The sequence below is a fragment of the Streptomyces sp. NPDC049915 genome, assembly GCF_040656475.1.
GTDB lineage: Bacteria > Actinomycetota > Actinomycetes > Streptomycetales > Streptomycetaceae > Streptomyces.
Map to the genome: position 1 here is coordinate 281,053 of NZ_JBFAMH010000001.1, position 14,215 is coordinate 295,267.

Sequence of the window (14,215 nt, forward strand, 5' to 3'; positions counted from 1 at the left end):
ACACGCGGGCCCGACAGCCGCAATGGACGGCAAGCACAACGAAAGAGCCCCGGATGGTCACCCCGCTTAGGAATCAGGCGGCGGATGAACAGGGCACGGGTGAGCCCGTCACGCTGCGCTGCAGCGTGACGTGGGACGGCGGAACGGCCCGCGTCAGTGACGCGCGCCATGCTTTGCGCGCCTTCCTCGCCTGCGTCCGGTACCGCACGCCCGTGCCGCCCCCACTGGTCCTGGACGCCGAGCTCGTCGTCAGTGAGCTCGTCACGAACGCGATCCGGCACGCCCCCGGCCCGTGCGGGCTGACCCTGCAGCTGTCCGACGAAGAGCTCGCGATCACCGTCCGGGACACCTCCACCGAGCGGCCGACAGTGCACCGACGCGACCCACAGCGCGTCGGCGGCCACGGACTGCACCTGGTCCACGCGGTCAGCGATCACGTCGCCGTCACACCCCATGCCGTGGGAAAGCAGATCACCGCCCGTCTGCGCCTCATCTCGCAGGACGACACCTGTGCCACGGATCGGGCCCGCCGCATCGAGACGGCGGGCCCTGCTTCCTCACCGCGGCCATGAGCGTGCGGCTCAGGGAAGGTCCTCGCGACGCCGCCTCACTCCGGCGCTGAGCCGAGCGCGGCCCGGCAGAGATCAGCCGGGCAGCTCCGTGTGCAGACGGATGGTGGTGCCCGTATCAGGGGTGGAACGTATCTCGACGAGGTCGCACAGCTGGTGTACGAGCCAGAGCCCGCGGCCGCCGATCTGCATGCCGTGGGGACGGGACCGGCCCACGAGGGGGTCCTTGATGTAGCCGGCGTCGCGGAACTCGCACACCATCCGGTGGTCCTCGCCCCAGGTCCGCAGCACGCCCTGGCCTCCGCCGTGCCGGATGCTGTTGGCGGCCACTTCGGTGGCGGCCAGATGCAGCTCGCGCAGCTTGCGACCGCTCAAGCCGTGCCGTTCGGCACAGCGCTCGATCTTCTCCCGCACCGCCGTCAGGTCACCACGGGCATAGACCAGTTCGTCGTACGGGTCGCAGGGATTGGTCAGCGGATCGAAGGCGAACGGTGTGTGCGGAGCGTAGTCCGTGCACGGCACGGTGCGGCCGTCCCTGCGGACCTCGGGGTGGCAGCGCGCCATCTCCTCCAGCACGGCCCCGTGGCCGGTGGTGTCGTACGGGCACAGCAGCCACCAGGCCGGGCCGTCGGCGAAGGCCTTGTTCAGCAGCCACTCGTGGTAGTGCAGTTCCTGCGCCTGGGCGCGGTTGCGGATCTCGTCCCAGGGGGATTCGCCGATCCCGCGCACCGGCCGCCCCTCGGCGACATGCTCCTTGATCCACTCCTGCCAGGCTCCGATGAGCCGGCCCGGATGGTGCGCCACCATGGTGGTGTCGACGTAGCGCACCGCCGCTTCGGCGGGAATCTCGGCCCGCAGCAAGGACACCTTGTCCTCGGGGACGGCCACGACGACGGCCTCGTCACCGTCCAGCGCCTCCTGGATGAAACCGAGGGTTCCCTCGACGAACTGGTCCCGGCCGCGGTACGGGTACAGCTCGTGCCGGTACCCGGCGTCGGAGGGTGTGGAGGCGGTGTGGGTGGAGGTCACGGCGCCATCACCACCGGAACGTCCCGCACGGCGAAGCCGGACAGTTCCCAGGCCAGCCGCACGGTGTCGTTGGTCCCTTCCAGAACGACCTTGCGGTCCGGCAGGCATCTGGCCGCGCCGGCCAGGGCGCTCATCCCGGCTGCGTCGAAGAACTCCAGGGCGTGGCAGAGCAGGCGCACTGTCGCTGTCTGCGCGAGCAGCGTGCGCAGGATGTTCCCGAAGGCCGGCGCGCCTTCGCTGTCGATGACCCCGTTCACCGTCCAGCCGTCCTTTCCTGTCCGGTACACCTGGAATGCGGGTGATGCCGGACGGCTGCCCAGGTGGTGAGGGTGCACGCACCTGACCTGTTCCAGTGTAGAAGCGTCCCAGTCACCACCGCTGTAGGCGCACACCACCAGAGCCCCGCTGTCGGTGGCGAACTCCTCCAGCTCGAGCTCGCTGCGCAACAGGTCCTCCGGCCGCTCCGTGCGGCCGCTGGGCGTCACGTGATGCAGCACCCGAAGCGAGCGGAAACCCTCACGGCCGGCGCTCACCGCCTCGCGCCGCACGGCGGCAAGGAGAGAGCCCTCCAGCCGGGAAGGGTCGAGCACCAGCTGGGCGAACTCGCCGCCTGTCCGCGGAGCCGGGCCGATGATCACCACTTTGTCGCCGAACAGCGCCCCGTCCGCGACGAAGGCCCGGCTGCGGTCCATGACATCGTCCGCAGGATCCAGCACCTGGCAGACATGATCACCAGGGTCGACCTCGTCCAGGGTCGCCAAAGTCCGCGCCGCTCTCACCGCTCCTCCCCTCGCCATCGCATGCCCACCCTACTGACCCGCACACCTGTCGCCGCCCAGAGGGCCGGGCGGCGACAGGGAAGATCCACCGTCGGGAAGTGGCTGGGCAGCGGGGTGGTGACCTCGTCTCGGGGCGCTCGTGCCGGCACCGGCGCCCACGAAGCGGACTTCCACACCTACCGGCTGGCGGAAGGCAGCGCCGTATGGATCCGGCCCGGCATGGTGCACCGCTGGAGCGACATCGACGCCTGCGACGGCCCGCTGGTCCTCTTCCGGCCCGGCTTCCTCCCCGGCCTCACCGCCGCGGAGGCCACCGCCCCGGCGTGCCGGCGCCTGGACCGGCAGCGGCTGGACCTGGCCCTGCTCGCGGCCGAACACCTCGGCCGCGAGCACGACACCGCAGCGCGCACCCCGCTCCTGGCATCTCCCGCACTGCTGTCCCACCTGCTGGCGGCGCTGGTCCTGCGCGTACTACCGGACGCGCCGGCCCGAACCGACGGAGTCCCGGCAGGCAACCGGTCCACGGACGTGTTCCGCGCCTACCGGGCCGCCGTCGAAGAACACTTCACCGACTGGCACCACGTGGCCGACTACGCCCGGGCACTCGGTTACGACGTACGCACCCTCACCCGGGCGACGCGCGCCGCCACCGGCACGGGCGCCAAGACCTTCCTCGACCAGCGCACCCTGTTGGAAGCCAAGAGGCTGCTCGCCCACACCGACCTGCCGGTCGCCGGCTGCGCCCGACGCCTCGGCTTCCGGGACGCCGGCAACTTCACCACCTTCTTCCGGCGTCAGGCAGCCACGACCCCCGCCGCCTGGCGCGACGCTTACGGCGCGGCCGACATCCGCGGGGTCTGATGTCGCCACGACCCGTCCCGATCAGGGACCCCGGGTCCGGCTCCCAGAGCAGCGAGTTCGCCGCAACGGCCACGGCGTGAGCAGGGGCGCTCACCGGGCAGCACGCAGGTTCCCCGTGCCCTACACAGAAGTGCGGCCGCGGAGGTCTCCGCCCGGGTCGTCCAGCAGGGTGATGCGGGCGGTGACGCGTTTGCCAGTCCGCTCGCGCTGGACCTCGAAGCCCTGTGTGACGGCCATGACGATCTCCAGACCGTGCTGTCCCACCCGTCCCGCGTCCGCGGCCCGCGCCACCGGCAGCACCGGATCGGAATCCCGCACCGCCACCTCGACCGCGTCCCCCGTGATCCGCACTTCCAGCAGCACCGGACCGGGCGCGTACTTACGGGCGTTGGTGACCAGCTCGCTCACCACCAGCTGCGTCACTTCCATGGCGCGCCGCGAGACCGGAAGGCCGTGCTCCGCCTGGACCCGGGTCAGGAAGTCCGCGGCCACGTGCCGGGCACGAGCGATGACGGAGCCGTCGCCGTCCAGGGCCGCCGTGACCTGGAGCGCCCGCGCGTCGGGCGTGGTGGGGTCCTCCTCCAGCGGAACTCGTTCCGTCACGGCCGCCTTCACCATCCCGTTCACGCCCACGCGCTCACCCGCGCCCGGTCGGCTGCACACCCCAGCCCCTGCGCCGGCTCCCGCGGCACGCGGACACCCGGTTCTTGCTGGCCGGCGCTTCGAGCGTGGGTCTCGGTGTGCCAGTATCACCGCTATGGCGGACGGACGAACGACGGACACCGAAACCACCGGGCAGCTCGGCGGGCTGTCCGTAACAGCCACGGCCGCCGGCGGCGCCCGCGTGCTGACCCTGGCCGGAGAGATCGACCATCACACCGCCGACACGCTCCGCGAGGCCCTGGACGTCACCGGCGCCCCGCGGCCGCGCCTCGTGATCGACATGCGCCAGGTCACCTTCATGGACTCCAGCGGCATCAACATCCTCATCGCCGCCTACCAGGCCGTCACCGCGGCCGGCGGCCGGCTGCGCCTGGCCGGACCCACCCTGCCCGTGCTGCGCACCCTCCAGCTCGTCGGCATCGACACTCTCATCGACTGCCACCCCACCCTCGACGACGCCCTCGCGTCCTGACCACTGCCGATCCGGTCCCGGGCACACGGCCGGGGCGAGCGTGAAGGCACCCCTGGGTGCGGCGAACCGCATCACCACCCGGTTGGCCCCGTGTCCGCGCGCTGATCCAGGGCATCCGGCTCTGGTCCCTGGGCGTAGGCCTCTCCCGCGCCCCGGGCGGTGGTGCCGCGGCCGATCCCCGAGTACGGACGCGGCACCACCCGGCCAGGGCCACGAGGTGAGCGGCGGTGTCCGTTGCGCTACTTCAGTTCGATCTCGACGAAGGCCAGCGCGGAGGTGCCGGCGTTGACGACCTCGTGTTCGCCGCCGGCCGGGCGCGCGTAGGACTCGCCCGCGCGCAGCTGCGACAAGGTGACCGTGCCGTCGGCGGTGATCACCTGGGTCTGCCCGTCGGTGACCGGCACGACGACGTAGTCGTACCCGTGCACATGACGGCCGGTGCTCTCTCCCGGCCGGAAGTCCCAGCGGGTCACCCGGATCCGCTCGTCCTCGTGCTGCACGGTGGCACGGGCGGTGCTCGCCATGAACGCCTCCTCTTCGTCGGTTGCCCCCACAGACAGGTGCGGCAACATCCCAGGTGGCAGGCTATCCGCCAGGCTCTGCCGTACTACGTGACGCGGGGCGTCGCCCGGGTCGTCCGCCTGCACCACCCGCCCCCCGCCGGCCACTGACAGGCGCCGGGCCCAGGCATCGGCGAGCGAGCATCGCGCCGCCGCACTCGCCCCCTCACACGGGTGACGACTTTCCCCCGCAGTGGGGAACCGGTTCCCGTGGCAGGGTGAAGGCCGGGCGCGTCGCGCGTCCTTGATCAACCCGGGCTTGGTTGATAGGGGCATGAGCAACACGGACACGAGCCCGATACTGACCACACCGGCCGAGAAGGCCGGGGCCGCACAGGGCGCGGACGCCGCGCCCGGGGACATACTCTCCCTGTCCTGCACCACACCCGACGCACGCACGGTGAAGGTGGTCGCGCGCGGGGAGGCCGACCACTTCGGCCTCGCTCCGCTGCGTGTCCTTCTGACCACCGCGGCCGTCTACGGTTACCGGCGACTGGTCCTCGACTGCCGGCACGTCACCTTCTGCGACAGCGCGCTCCTGGCCGCCTTCGATTCCTGGTACGCGGCGGGCGGGAGGGTCGTGATCCAGCACCCGCCGCCCCAGCTCGGGCTGCTCCAACCCCTGCTGCGGCGATTCCGGCCGGGGCCGCCGACGGGGGCACCCGGCGGCCGGCGAGCGGCGACGGCCGCCGGCTTCCTGCCGGGGACGTGAGCGGCGGGCGCCGAAGGGCGCTGTGGGAAAGGACCGCCTGCATGCACGGTGTGCATGAACCGTGTGCATGAGCCTTCGGCCCCTGGCCGATACGCGCACCTGATGAGGGCCCGGACCATCGCACGGGGTTCGGGCCCTCCCGCACGACCGGCCCGGGCCCAACGGGGCTGGTCCGGCGGCTGATCGGGTCGTCCCGGGGTGCCCGCTGCGGGTGCCCCTCTCCGCTGGGAGAAGCCAGATCGCGGAGGCAATGGATCACCCCGCCCACTCTCCGGGTAACGTCAAGGTATGAGTCATCCGCACCCCGAACTGAAAGCCGCCCCGCCCCTGCCCGAGGGAGGGCTGCGCGTCATCGCCCTGGGCGGCCTGGGGGAGATCGGCCGCAACATGACCGTCTTCGAGTACGCCGGCAAACTGCTCGTCGTCGACTGCGGTGTGCTGTTCCCCGAGGAAACCCAGCCCGGCGTGGACGTGATCCTGCCGGACTTCACCTCGATCCGGGACCGGCTGGACGACATCGTGGCCGTGGTGCTCACCCACGGTCACGAGGACCACATCGGTGGCGTGCCGTACCTGTTGCGCGAGCGGTCCGACATTCCCCTCGTCGGCTCCAAGCTGACGCTGGCGTTCCTGGAGGCCAAGCTCAAGGAACACGGCATCCGGCCGCGCACGGTGCGGGTGCGGGAGGGCGACCGGCGCGGCTTCGGGCCGTTCGACTGCGAGTTCGTGGCGGTCAACCACTCCATCCCCGACAGTCTCGCGGTCGCGATCCGCACCGGCGCCGGGATGGTGCTGCACACCGGTGACTTCAAGATGGACCAGTTCCCTCTGGACGACCGCATCACCGATCTGCGCGCCTTCGCCCGCCTCGGCGAGGAGGGCGTGGACCTGTTCCTCACCGACTCCACCAACGCCGAAGTGCCCGGCTTCACCACGTCCGAGCGTGAGCTGAATCCGGCGATCGAGCAGGTGATGCGCACCGCACCGCGCCGGGTCATCGTCTCCAGCTTCGCCAGCCATGTGCATCGCATCCAGCAGGTCCTGGACGCCGCCCACCAGCACGGCCGCAAGGTCGCCTTCGTCGGCCGGTCGATGGTCCGCAACATGGGCATCGCCCGTGACCTGGGTTATCTGAAGGTTCCGTCCGGTCTGGTCGTGAGCACGAAGGAGCTGGAGAAGCTCCCGGATCACAAGGTCACTCTGGTGTGCACCGGCTCCCAGGGCGAACCGATGGCCGCGCTGTCCCGGATGGCCAACCGCGACCACATGATCCGCATCGGCAAGGGCGACACCGTCCTGCTCGCCAGCTCCCTCATCCCCGGCAACGAGAACGCCATCTACCGGGTGATCAACGGACTCACCCGGTGGGGCGCCCACGTGGTCCACAAGGGCAACGCCAAGGTGCACGTCTCCGGGCACGCGAGCGCCGGCGAGCTCGTCTACTGCTACAACATCGTCAAGCCGCGCAACGTCATGCCCGTGCACGGTGAATGGCGGCACCTGCGGGCCAACGGCGACCTCGCCATCCGTACCGGCGTCGACCCCGACCGGGTCGTCATCGCCGAGGACGGTGTCGTCGTCGACCTCGTCGACGGGCGTGCGTCCATCACCGGCAAGGTCCCCGCCGGCAACGTCTACGTGGACGGCATGGAAGTCGGCGGCGCCACCGAGGCCTCCCTCAAGGACCGCCTCACCCTCGCCGCCGAAGGCGTGGTCACGGTGGTGGCGATCGTCGACGCGGACACCGGCGCGCTCGCCGAGGCCCCCGACTTCCTGGCCCGGGGCTTCGTCCACGACGACACCACCTTCGAGCCGGTCGTCCCCGTCATCGAGAAGACCCTGGCCACCGCGGCCCAGGAAGGCGTCGGGGACGCGCGCCAGCTCGAACAGCTCATCGCCCGTTCCGTGGCGAACTGGGCGTTCCGCACCTACCGCCGCAAGCCCCTCATCATCCCCGTCATCATCGACGCCTGAGGCGCAGCCCGGCAGCCGGGCGCCTGTGCGCACAGGCCATCTCACGACGAAGCCCCACCGGACGTTCTGGTGGGGCTTCGTCGGTTCACCGTCCGCGCAGAAGCTCATCAGCGAGATCCCCTTCGAGGACCGCGTCGGGTCCGGCGTCGTCGTCGCGGTGGGCCGGCAGCCGGCCGGTTCCGGGGCCGCTGACCTGCTGAGGGCCGTCACGGCGGCCGTCGGCATCAGGAGGCGGCCGGGAGCGCGAAGCGGACGCCGGTCAGCTGCCCGGACAGGTGCCACAGCCGGTCGGCGGTCTGCGGGTCGGTGGCCCGCCGGGCCAGTTCCACCTGGCGGGGGGCGCCCCGCAGTTCGCCGGGGCCGTCCGGACCGTACAACGCGCCGCCACGGGCGTCGGGCGCGGTCGCCGCGTACAACTGGGGCAGGGCGCCCTGGTCCGGGGACTGGGCGAGAGGCAGCAGGAGGCGGCCGAAGAGGAGTCTCACCCTCGCCACGGGGGCGCTGGTCTGGAGGCCGGTGGCGGTGTAGCCGGGGTGGGCCAGCACGCTGCGGACCGGACTGCCGGCCGCTGTCAGCCGGCGGTGCAGTGCGTACCCGAAGACGGCGCCCGCCAGCTTGGACTGGTTGTAGTGGCCCATCGGCGAGTACGACCGCTCGCCGGTCGGGTCGTCGAAGAAGATCCGCGCCCGGCGGTGGTTGGCCGACGTCACCGTCACCACGCGCGGGTCGTCGCCGTCGGTCATCGCCTCGAGCAGCAGGCCCGTGAGGGCGAAGTGGCCGAGGTGGTTGGCCGCGAACTGCAGCTCCACGCCCTCGGCGGTGAGCGTGCGGGGCGGCGCCATCACCCCGGCGTTGTTGACGAGGACGTCCGGGCGGACGCCGTCGGACTTCAGCCGGTCGGCGAAGGTGTGGATCGACGCGGTGTCGGTCAGGTCCAGCCGGCGTACCTCCAGGCGGGCGTCCGGACGCTCGGCCGTGATCTGCGCGACCGCTCTGCGTCCCTTGTCCTCGTCCCGCACGGCGAGGATCACGCGGGCCCCCTTGCGGGCGACGGCGCGGGTGGTCGCGAGGCCCAGGCCGCTGTTGGCTCCGGTGACGACGAAGATCCGTCCGTCCTGGTCCGGTATGTGCTCGGTGCTCCAGCGTTCTGCACTTGTCATGTGACTCAGCGTGCCGTTCGTGGCATTGAGTGTCAAGAACGACACCTGAGGCCACGCTCGGCACGCCGCGTACGATGGCGCCATGACCTCTCGCCCGGCAGAAACCCTGGCCCAGCGCAAACGGCAGCTCGTCGCGGACGAGTTGACGCAGGCCGCGCTGACCCTGCTGGCCCGTGACGGCTTCGACGCGGTCACGGTGGACGAGATCGCCGCAGCCGCGGGGGTCTCCAAGCGGACGTTCTTCCGCTACTTCGCCTCCAAGGAGGACGTGGTCGTGCAGTTCCTGGCCGGCATGGGCGCCGCCATGGGCGAGGAACTCGCGGGCCGCCCGGCCGCGGAATCACCGTCGGCTGCGCTGCGGGCCACGGTATGGCGCTCCATCGACGCCTGCGCGGGACACGCGGAGCGGGCCCTGCCCGTGGTGCGGCTGATCCTGCGGACACCCGCCCTGCTGGGCCGTTTCCTGGAACGCCAGGCGCAGTGGCGCGAGGTGCTCGCACAGGAGGTGGCCCGCCGCCTGCGGCTCGACCCGGTGACGAACCTGTATCCGCAGCTGGCCGCCGGGATGGCGCTGACGGCCTTCCACGCGGTGCTCCAGCGCTGGTGTGACAGCGACGGCGCCGAGGACCCCGCCGCGCTGACCGATCAAGCCTTCGCGGTCATCGCGCCGGCGCTGGACGCCGGTGCGGGAGCCGATCGGGCCCGTCTGCCGGGGCACCGATGAGTTTGTGCGCGGCGGACGGTCTTCTCACCGTTGACACCAACACGGGAGGACCCCGCCCCCATGACTCAGCTACTGCGTGTGCAGAACTTCAACGTCTCCAGTGACGGATTCGGTGCCGGGGAGGGCCAGAGCCTCGAGCGGCCGTTCGGCCACGCCGATCCGTCCCAGCTGTTCGCGTGGGCGGGCGCCACGGCGAGCTGGCCCATGCGCACCGATCCCGGCGGCAGCCGTGGCCTCGACGACTACTTCACCCGCGACTACGCCCGCAACATCGGTGCCGAGATCATGGGCCGTAACAAGTTCGGACCGCAGCGCGGGCCGTGGCAGAACCACGAGTGGCGCGGCTGGTGGGGTGACGAGCCGCCGTTCCGCACCCCGGTCTTCGTCATGACCCATCACCCGCGTCCTTCGTTCACGCTCTCCGACACCACCTTCCACTTCGTCGGCGGCGATCCGGCCGACGTCCTGGCGCAGGCGCGGGAGGCGGCGCAGGGCAAGGACGTCCGGCTCGGCGGCGGGGCGACGACCATCCGGGAGTTTCTGGACGCCGGCCTGGTCGACACCCTGCACGTGGTGGTCTCGCCGGTGAAGATCGGCTCCGGCGCACGGCTGTGGGAGTCTCCCGACGAGCTGCTCGACCGGTACCACCTGGACGTCGTGCCCAGCCCGAGCGGTGTCACGCACCATCTGTTCTGGCGCAGGTGAGACGAGGCGTTGCCGGGGCCACCGCATCCTGAGGTGCGGTGGCCCCGGCCCTCGCCGTCAGCCGGTGGCCAGCAGCGCCTCCACGGCCTCGGCGGTCTGCGGATGGCGGGCGAGCAGCGCCACTCCGTCCGGGGCCGGTTCCGCCGTCCGCCAGGGGCCCGCGCAGCCGAGCAGGTCCGCGACCGCGTCGCAGGTCGCGGGGTGGGCCGCCAACAGGGGCAGGCCGCGCGGGCCGGCCGCCCGGTCGCGGGACGCTCGCGCTGCCGTGGGGGCCGGGGCGGCCCGCCAGGGGGGTGTCCACGCGTCGAGCTCCGCCAGCCGGGCCGGGAAGATGCGGCCGGCCTCACGGATCAGCAAGGGCGCGAGGTCGGCACCGCCACCGCGCAGGGTGGTGATCAGGGTCGGCAGCCAGGGCAGCAGCACCGGGTCCGGCAGCTGCGCGAAGGCGTGGGACACGGCTTCGACGACGAAGTCGGCCAGGCCGGGCACCGGTTCCAGCGCGTGCAGGAAACCGCTGAGGTAGCGCGGATAGGCGGGCACCACCAGCGGGTTGCCCAGCAGCTCGGCGCACCGCGCCCGCAGCTGTGCCCGGGAGAGCCGGCCCAGCTGCGTCTGGGCCGCCCACAGCAGCGCCGTCTTGGCCGGGTCCCCGGGATGCGACTGGGCGACGGCCAGCTCCAGCTGGTTGCGGTCACAGCCGAGCGACAGGGCGAGGCTCTCCATGCTGAACAAGAAGCCCAGCATGGCCGCCACCTGGCCCACGCCCGCGTCGTCGTCGGTGAACGCCGTCGGCAGCAGCGTGCAGTAGTGCGCGTAACCGGCCTTGACGAACGACTCGATCCACGGCGGGAGCGTCGGCTCACTGGTGCGGTAGTACGCCAGCAGTGCGCGCACCCGGCGCAGCACCTCGGGCGCGCCGTCGACACTGCGCTCGGTCGCCAGCACCTCCAGGGCGCGCTGCCCCAGTTCGTCGGCCAGCCGGCGGCTGTTCAGGTAGAGGGTGGCGTCCTCGACGGCCTCGAGGACCCGCGCCGTGGTCGTCTGTGGGCCGTACGCGACGCGACGCAGCCGCTGTTCGAGGACCTGCTCGATGCTGACGCCCTCGTAGCCCAGCTCGATCAGCGCCCGCTGGTGGGTGCCGAGGGCGAGGTCCCAGGACTCCTGGATGGGGCGTTCGCCGAGCCGCCGCTCGCCCATGATGGGCCGGGCGGCGCCGTGCGGCATCAGATACCGCAGCATCCACAGCACGTCGGAGCACTGCGCCAGCTCCGGCCGGGACGCCATGTCGAGCAGAGCCCGCTGCACGCCGCGCTGTTGCAGCTTGAGGTTCAGCGGCGCCAGCCGGTCGTGCACGTCACGGGCGAGCGGGGGCAGGGCGTCGTAGCCGACCTGCCCGACGCGGTCGCCGCCGAGCATGATCTCCACCAGCCGGCGCACATCCCGCCGGCCCGGCACGGTGTCCTTCTCGATGCAGGTGACCGCCGCGTCCTGGAAGTCGTACGGCGTCGGCTTGGCGCGTTCACGCATCCCGGCCAGCAGGATCGACGTCTCGAACACCGCGATGGCGTCGGCGGTGGACGCGAGGTAGCCGTTGCGGCGGGCGGCGCGCACGATCTCCACGGACCAGCCGAGCAGTTCCGCCTCGTCGAGACGGTCCAGGACAGGCGGCCGTTGTAGGAAACCGGTGAGCTTGTCGGGCGCGTCGAGCGGTGCGGCGGGGACCGCGGCGGGCACGGCCTTGGCCGCCTTCTTCGGCGTCCTGGTGCCCGCCTGCCCGGCGAGCCGATACGGCTTGACCCGGGTGCGCTTGAGGTTCTTCGCCCACTCGGTCGCGGCGATGGACACCGAGCCGGCGGCGAGGCCGAACTGCGCCTCGATCGCCGCGTGGCTGGACGGGATCAGACCGTGCTGCCACTTGGTGGCACTCGGCGGGCTGATCTCGAAGGTGTCGGCGCCCTGAACGCCGAACTCCTCGACGCGGCCGGCGGCGTGGAAGGCGCCGCACACGTAGAGCGCGTCCGCGGGGTCGGTGCCGGTCGCGGCGAGGTGGGCACGCATCCGTGTCCACATGTACCGTTCGCGGTCCTCGTCCACCCGCACCCGGCCCGGATCGCCGGGGGCCAGGCGGCGGAAGAGGCTGCCGATCAGCAGCATGACCTGCCGGTAGGTGTCGTGGTCGGCGTCCCCGAGGGGCAGTTCGACGTACTGGTGCCACCACTCCGACCAGTGCCGCACCCGCCCGTGCCGCAGCAGGTGCTCCTCCAGCTCGGCGAAGCGCGGGCGCAGGTCGCCGATCTCCACACCGACCGCGTCGCCGTGCAGCGCCGCCTCCTCCTCGGCGGGCGGTGCGTCCGGGCCGGCCGCATCGGCCGTGTCACCGGAGTTCTCCTGCCACTGGAAGACGTGGTCGGAGGAACGGTCGACGAGGACCAGCTCGACGCCGGGGGTGTCCAGGGCGTAGGCGATCGCCTGGTACTCGGCGGACGCCTCGGTGATCGGGGCGACCACCGACAGCGGCGCCCACTCGGCGGGGAAGCCGTCGACCTCGGTCGCGAACGCCTGCACCGCGACGGGGAGCCGGCAGTTGCGCAGCTCGGTCAGCAGCGGCGCCATGTCCTCGCACAGCTCCAGGTACACCACCTTGGGCTGCTTCTCGCGCAGCCGGCGCGCCATGGCGAGCGCCGAGGCGGGTGAGTGGTGGCAGACCGGGAAGATCTCCAGCGGTTCGCGCACCGCGCGGTCGACGTCGTCGACGATGCCGAGGAGGATGCCCTGAAGCGCGTCGGGGCCGTCGGCGAACGCGGTCGCCGCTTGCTGAAGTTGACCGCGCAGGGCGGCGAAGGTTCCCTCGGTCATGGCGCTCACGACAGGGTGGCGATCGCGTCGCGGCCGCCCTCGTAGAACTCCGGCCAGGAACCGCCCTCCTCCTTGCCGCGCGGCTCGACGACGCCGTGCAGGTACTTGTTGAGGATCGCCAGGTCCTCGGGTTCGCGCCGGGCGAGCGAGCCGACGAGCGAGGAGGCGAGAGTACGGGCGGTCAGGGCGCGCTCGCCGAAGAAGTTGCTGTGCAGGATGGCGTCCTCGAGCACGCCGATCTGCTCGGCGGTGGACAGCGCCGACTCCAGTTTCTCGTCGTCGCTCGCGGCGGCGGCCGCGGAGGCGCGCAGGTCGGCGAAGCTCTGCAGCAGCACGTCCAGCAGCGTGGGCGGCACGTCCAGCTCTATCCGGTGGCGGCGCAGCAGTTCCTCGGTGCGGAAGCGGACGATCTCCGCCTCGCTCTTCTTGTTCGTCACCACGGGGATGCGGACGAAGTTGAAACGGCGCTTGAGGGCGGAGGACAGGTCGTTGACGCCGCGGTCGCGGCTGTTGGCGGTGGCGATGACGGAGAAGCCGGGCTTGGCGAAGACGATGTTGTCACTGTCGAGTTCGGGAACCGAGATGTACTTCTCGGACAGGATGGAGATCAGTGCGTCCTGGACGTCGCTGGTGGAACGGGTCAGCTCCTCGAAGCGGCCGATGACGCCGGCCTCCATCGCCGTCATGATCGGCGAGGGGATCATCGACTCCCGCGACTGTCCCTTGGCGATGACCATGGACACGTTCCACGAGTACTTGATGTGGTCCTCGGTGGTGCCGGCCGTGCCCTGCACCACGAGCGTGGAGTTGCGGCAGACGGCGGCGGCCAGCAGCTCGGCCAGCCAGCTCTTGCCGGTACCGGGGTCGCCGATCAGCAGCAGGCCGCGGTCGGAGGCGAGGGTGACGATGGCGCGCTCGACGATGCTGCGCTCACCGAACCACTTCTGGGAGATCTCCCGGTCGAGGCCGTCGGCCCGCTCGGAGCCCAGGATGAATAGCCGGATCATCTTCGGCGACAGCCGCCAGGAGAAGGGCTTGGGGTTGTCGTCGACGGACTCCAGCCAGTCCAGCTCCTCGGCGTACTTGATCTCGGCGGGGGCGCGCAACAGGTCGGACACGTCAAGGCCTTTCGATGAGGAAGCTGAGAAAGA

14 protein-coding genes are annotated in these 14,215 nt (G+C 71.5%); 7 read left to right on the forward strand and 7 right to left on the reverse strand.

The annotated features are described in order from the left end of the window. The first annotated feature begins 53 nt into the window (after positions 1-53). Positions 54-572: an ATP-binding protein gene (locus AB0J12_RS01145; RefSeq protein ID WP_363262000.1), complete on the forward strand. Its 519-nt coding sequence runs from the start codon at positions 54-56 to the stop codon at positions 570-572. 72 nt (positions 573-644) lie between these two features. Here the strand turns inward: AB0J12_RS01145 and AB0J12_RS01150 are convergent, their stop codons facing one another. Both AB0J12_RS01150 and AB0J12_RS01155 read right to left on the reverse strand, forming a co-directional pair. Then, on the reverse strand, positions 645-1,598 hold the full coding sequence (locus tag AB0J12_RS01150; protein WP_363262001.1) for a sensor histidine kinase: 954 nt from the start codon (positions 1,596-1,598) through the stop codon (positions 645-647). Then, on the reverse strand, positions 1,595-2,377 hold the full coding sequence (locus AB0J12_RS01155) for an MEDS domain-containing protein (protein WP_363262002.1): 783 nt from the start codon (positions 2,375-2,377) through the stop codon (positions 1,595-1,597). Before AB0J12_RS01155 ends, AB0J12_RS01150 begins: the two co-directional genes overlap by 4 nt. 117 nt (positions 2,378-2,494) lie before the next feature. Here AB0J12_RS01155 and AB0J12_RS01160 point away from each other — a divergent pair, with 117 nt between their 5' ends. Further along, complete coding sequence (locus AB0J12_RS01160) at positions 2,495-3,238, forward strand: AraC family transcriptional regulator (protein WP_363262003.1); 744 nt, start codon at positions 2,495-2,497, stop codon at positions 3,236-3,238. Between the two features lie 120 nt (positions 3,239-3,358). On the opposite strand, the gene AB0J12_RS01165 is transcribed toward AB0J12_RS01160, so the two are convergent. Next, entirely contained in the window at positions 3,359-3,823 is a 465-nt protein-coding gene (locus tag AB0J12_RS01165) for an ATP-binding protein (protein WP_363262275.1), read from the reverse strand. Positions 3,824-3,995: 172 nt separating this feature from the next. Here AB0J12_RS01165 and AB0J12_RS01170 point away from each other — a divergent pair, with 172 nt between their 5' ends. Continuing rightward, positions 3,996-4,373 (forward strand): STAS domain-containing protein, encoded by a 378-nt coding sequence (locus AB0J12_RS01170; RefSeq protein ID WP_363262004.1) that lies wholly within the window; start codon positions 3,996-3,998, stop codon positions 4,371-4,373. 239 nt (positions 4,374-4,612) lie between these two features. On the opposite strand, the gene AB0J12_RS01175 is transcribed toward AB0J12_RS01170, so the two are convergent. Then, positions 4,613-4,897: a cupin domain-containing protein gene (locus tag AB0J12_RS01175; RefSeq protein ID WP_363262005.1), complete on the reverse strand. Its 285-nt coding sequence runs from the start codon at positions 4,895-4,897 to the stop codon at positions 4,613-4,615. A 310-nt stretch (positions 4,898-5,207) separates the two neighbouring features. Between AB0J12_RS01175 and AB0J12_RS01180 the strand changes: the two genes are divergently transcribed. After that, a complete protein-coding gene (locus AB0J12_RS01180; protein ID WP_363262006.1) occupies positions 5,208-5,645 on the forward strand; it encodes an STAS domain-containing protein in 438 nt (145 codons plus the stop codon). 288 nt (positions 5,646-5,933) lie between these two features. Next, on the forward strand, positions 5,934-7,619 hold the full coding sequence (locus AB0J12_RS01185; RefSeq protein WP_363262007.1) for a ribonuclease J: 1,686 nt from the start codon (positions 5,934-5,936) through the stop codon (positions 7,617-7,619). A 224-nt stretch (positions 7,620-7,843) separates the two neighbouring features. On the opposite strand, the gene AB0J12_RS01190 is transcribed toward AB0J12_RS01185, so the two are convergent. Then, positions 7,844-8,779, reverse strand: coding sequence for an oxidoreductase (locus tag AB0J12_RS01190; RefSeq protein ID WP_363262008.1), 936 nt, complete (start codon positions 8,777-8,779; stop codon positions 7,844-7,846). 82 nt (positions 8,780-8,861) lie between these two features. Here AB0J12_RS01190 and AB0J12_RS01195 point away from each other — a divergent pair, with 82 nt between their 5' ends. Together AB0J12_RS01195 and AB0J12_RS01200 are read left to right on the forward strand one after the other, a co-directional pair. After that, positions 8,862-9,503: a TetR family transcriptional regulator gene (locus AB0J12_RS01195; RefSeq protein WP_363262009.1), complete on the forward strand. Its 642-nt coding sequence runs from the start codon at positions 8,862-8,864 to the stop codon at positions 9,501-9,503. A 60-nt stretch (positions 9,504-9,563) separates the two neighbouring features. Continuing rightward, positions 9,564-10,208, forward strand: coding sequence for a dihydrofolate reductase family protein (locus AB0J12_RS01200; RefSeq protein ID WP_363262010.1), 645 nt, complete (start codon positions 9,564-9,566; stop codon positions 10,206-10,208). Positions 10,209-10,265: 57 nt separating this feature from the next. Here the strand turns inward: AB0J12_RS01200 and AB0J12_RS01205 are convergent, their stop codons facing one another. Both AB0J12_RS01205 and AB0J12_RS01210 read right to left on the reverse strand, forming a co-directional pair. Next, on the reverse strand, positions 10,266-13,064 hold the full coding sequence (locus AB0J12_RS01205) for a hypothetical protein (RefSeq protein WP_363262011.1): 2,799 nt from the start codon (positions 13,062-13,064) through the stop codon (positions 10,266-10,268). Between the two features lie 5 nt (positions 13,065-13,069). Beyond that, positions 13,070-14,182: an AAA family ATPase gene (locus AB0J12_RS01210; RefSeq protein ID WP_363262013.1), complete on the reverse strand. Its 1,113-nt coding sequence runs from the start codon at positions 14,180-14,182 to the stop codon at positions 13,070-13,072. Positions 14,183-14,215 lie beyond the last annotated feature (33 nt).

Coding starts and splice junctions, on each gene's coding strand:
- AB0J12_RS01145 (WP_363262000.1), top strand. CDS start 54: ATGGTCACCCCGCTTAGGAATCAGGCGGCGGATGAACAGGGCACGGGT.
- AB0J12_RS01170 (WP_363262004.1), top strand. CDS start 3,996: ATGGCGGACGGACGAACGACGGACACCGAAACCACCGGGCAGCTCGGC.
- AB0J12_RS01175 (WP_363262005.1), bottom strand. CDS start 4,897: ATGGCGAGCACCGCCCGTGCCACCGTGCAGCACGAGGACGAGCGGATC.
- AB0J12_RS01180 (WP_363262006.1), top strand. CDS start 5,208: ATGAGCAACACGGACACGAGCCCGATACTGACCACACCGGCCGAGAAG.
- AB0J12_RS01185 (WP_363262007.1), top strand. CDS start 5,934: ATGAGTCATCCGCACCCCGAACTGAAAGCCGCCCCGCCCCTGCCCGAG.
- AB0J12_RS01190 (WP_363262008.1), bottom strand. CDS start 8,779: ATGACAAGTGCAGAACGCTGGAGCACCGAGCACATACCGGACCAGGAC.
- AB0J12_RS01195 (WP_363262009.1), top strand. CDS start 8,862: ATGACCTCTCGCCCGGCAGAAACCCTGGCCCAGCGCAAACGGCAGCTC.
- AB0J12_RS01200 (WP_363262010.1), top strand. CDS start 9,564: ATGACTCAGCTACTGCGTGTGCAGAACTTCAACGTCTCCAGTGACGGA.
- AB0J12_RS01205 (WP_363262011.1), bottom strand. CDS start 13,064: ATGACCGAGGGAACCTTCGCCGCCCTGCGCGGTCAACTTCAGCAAGCG.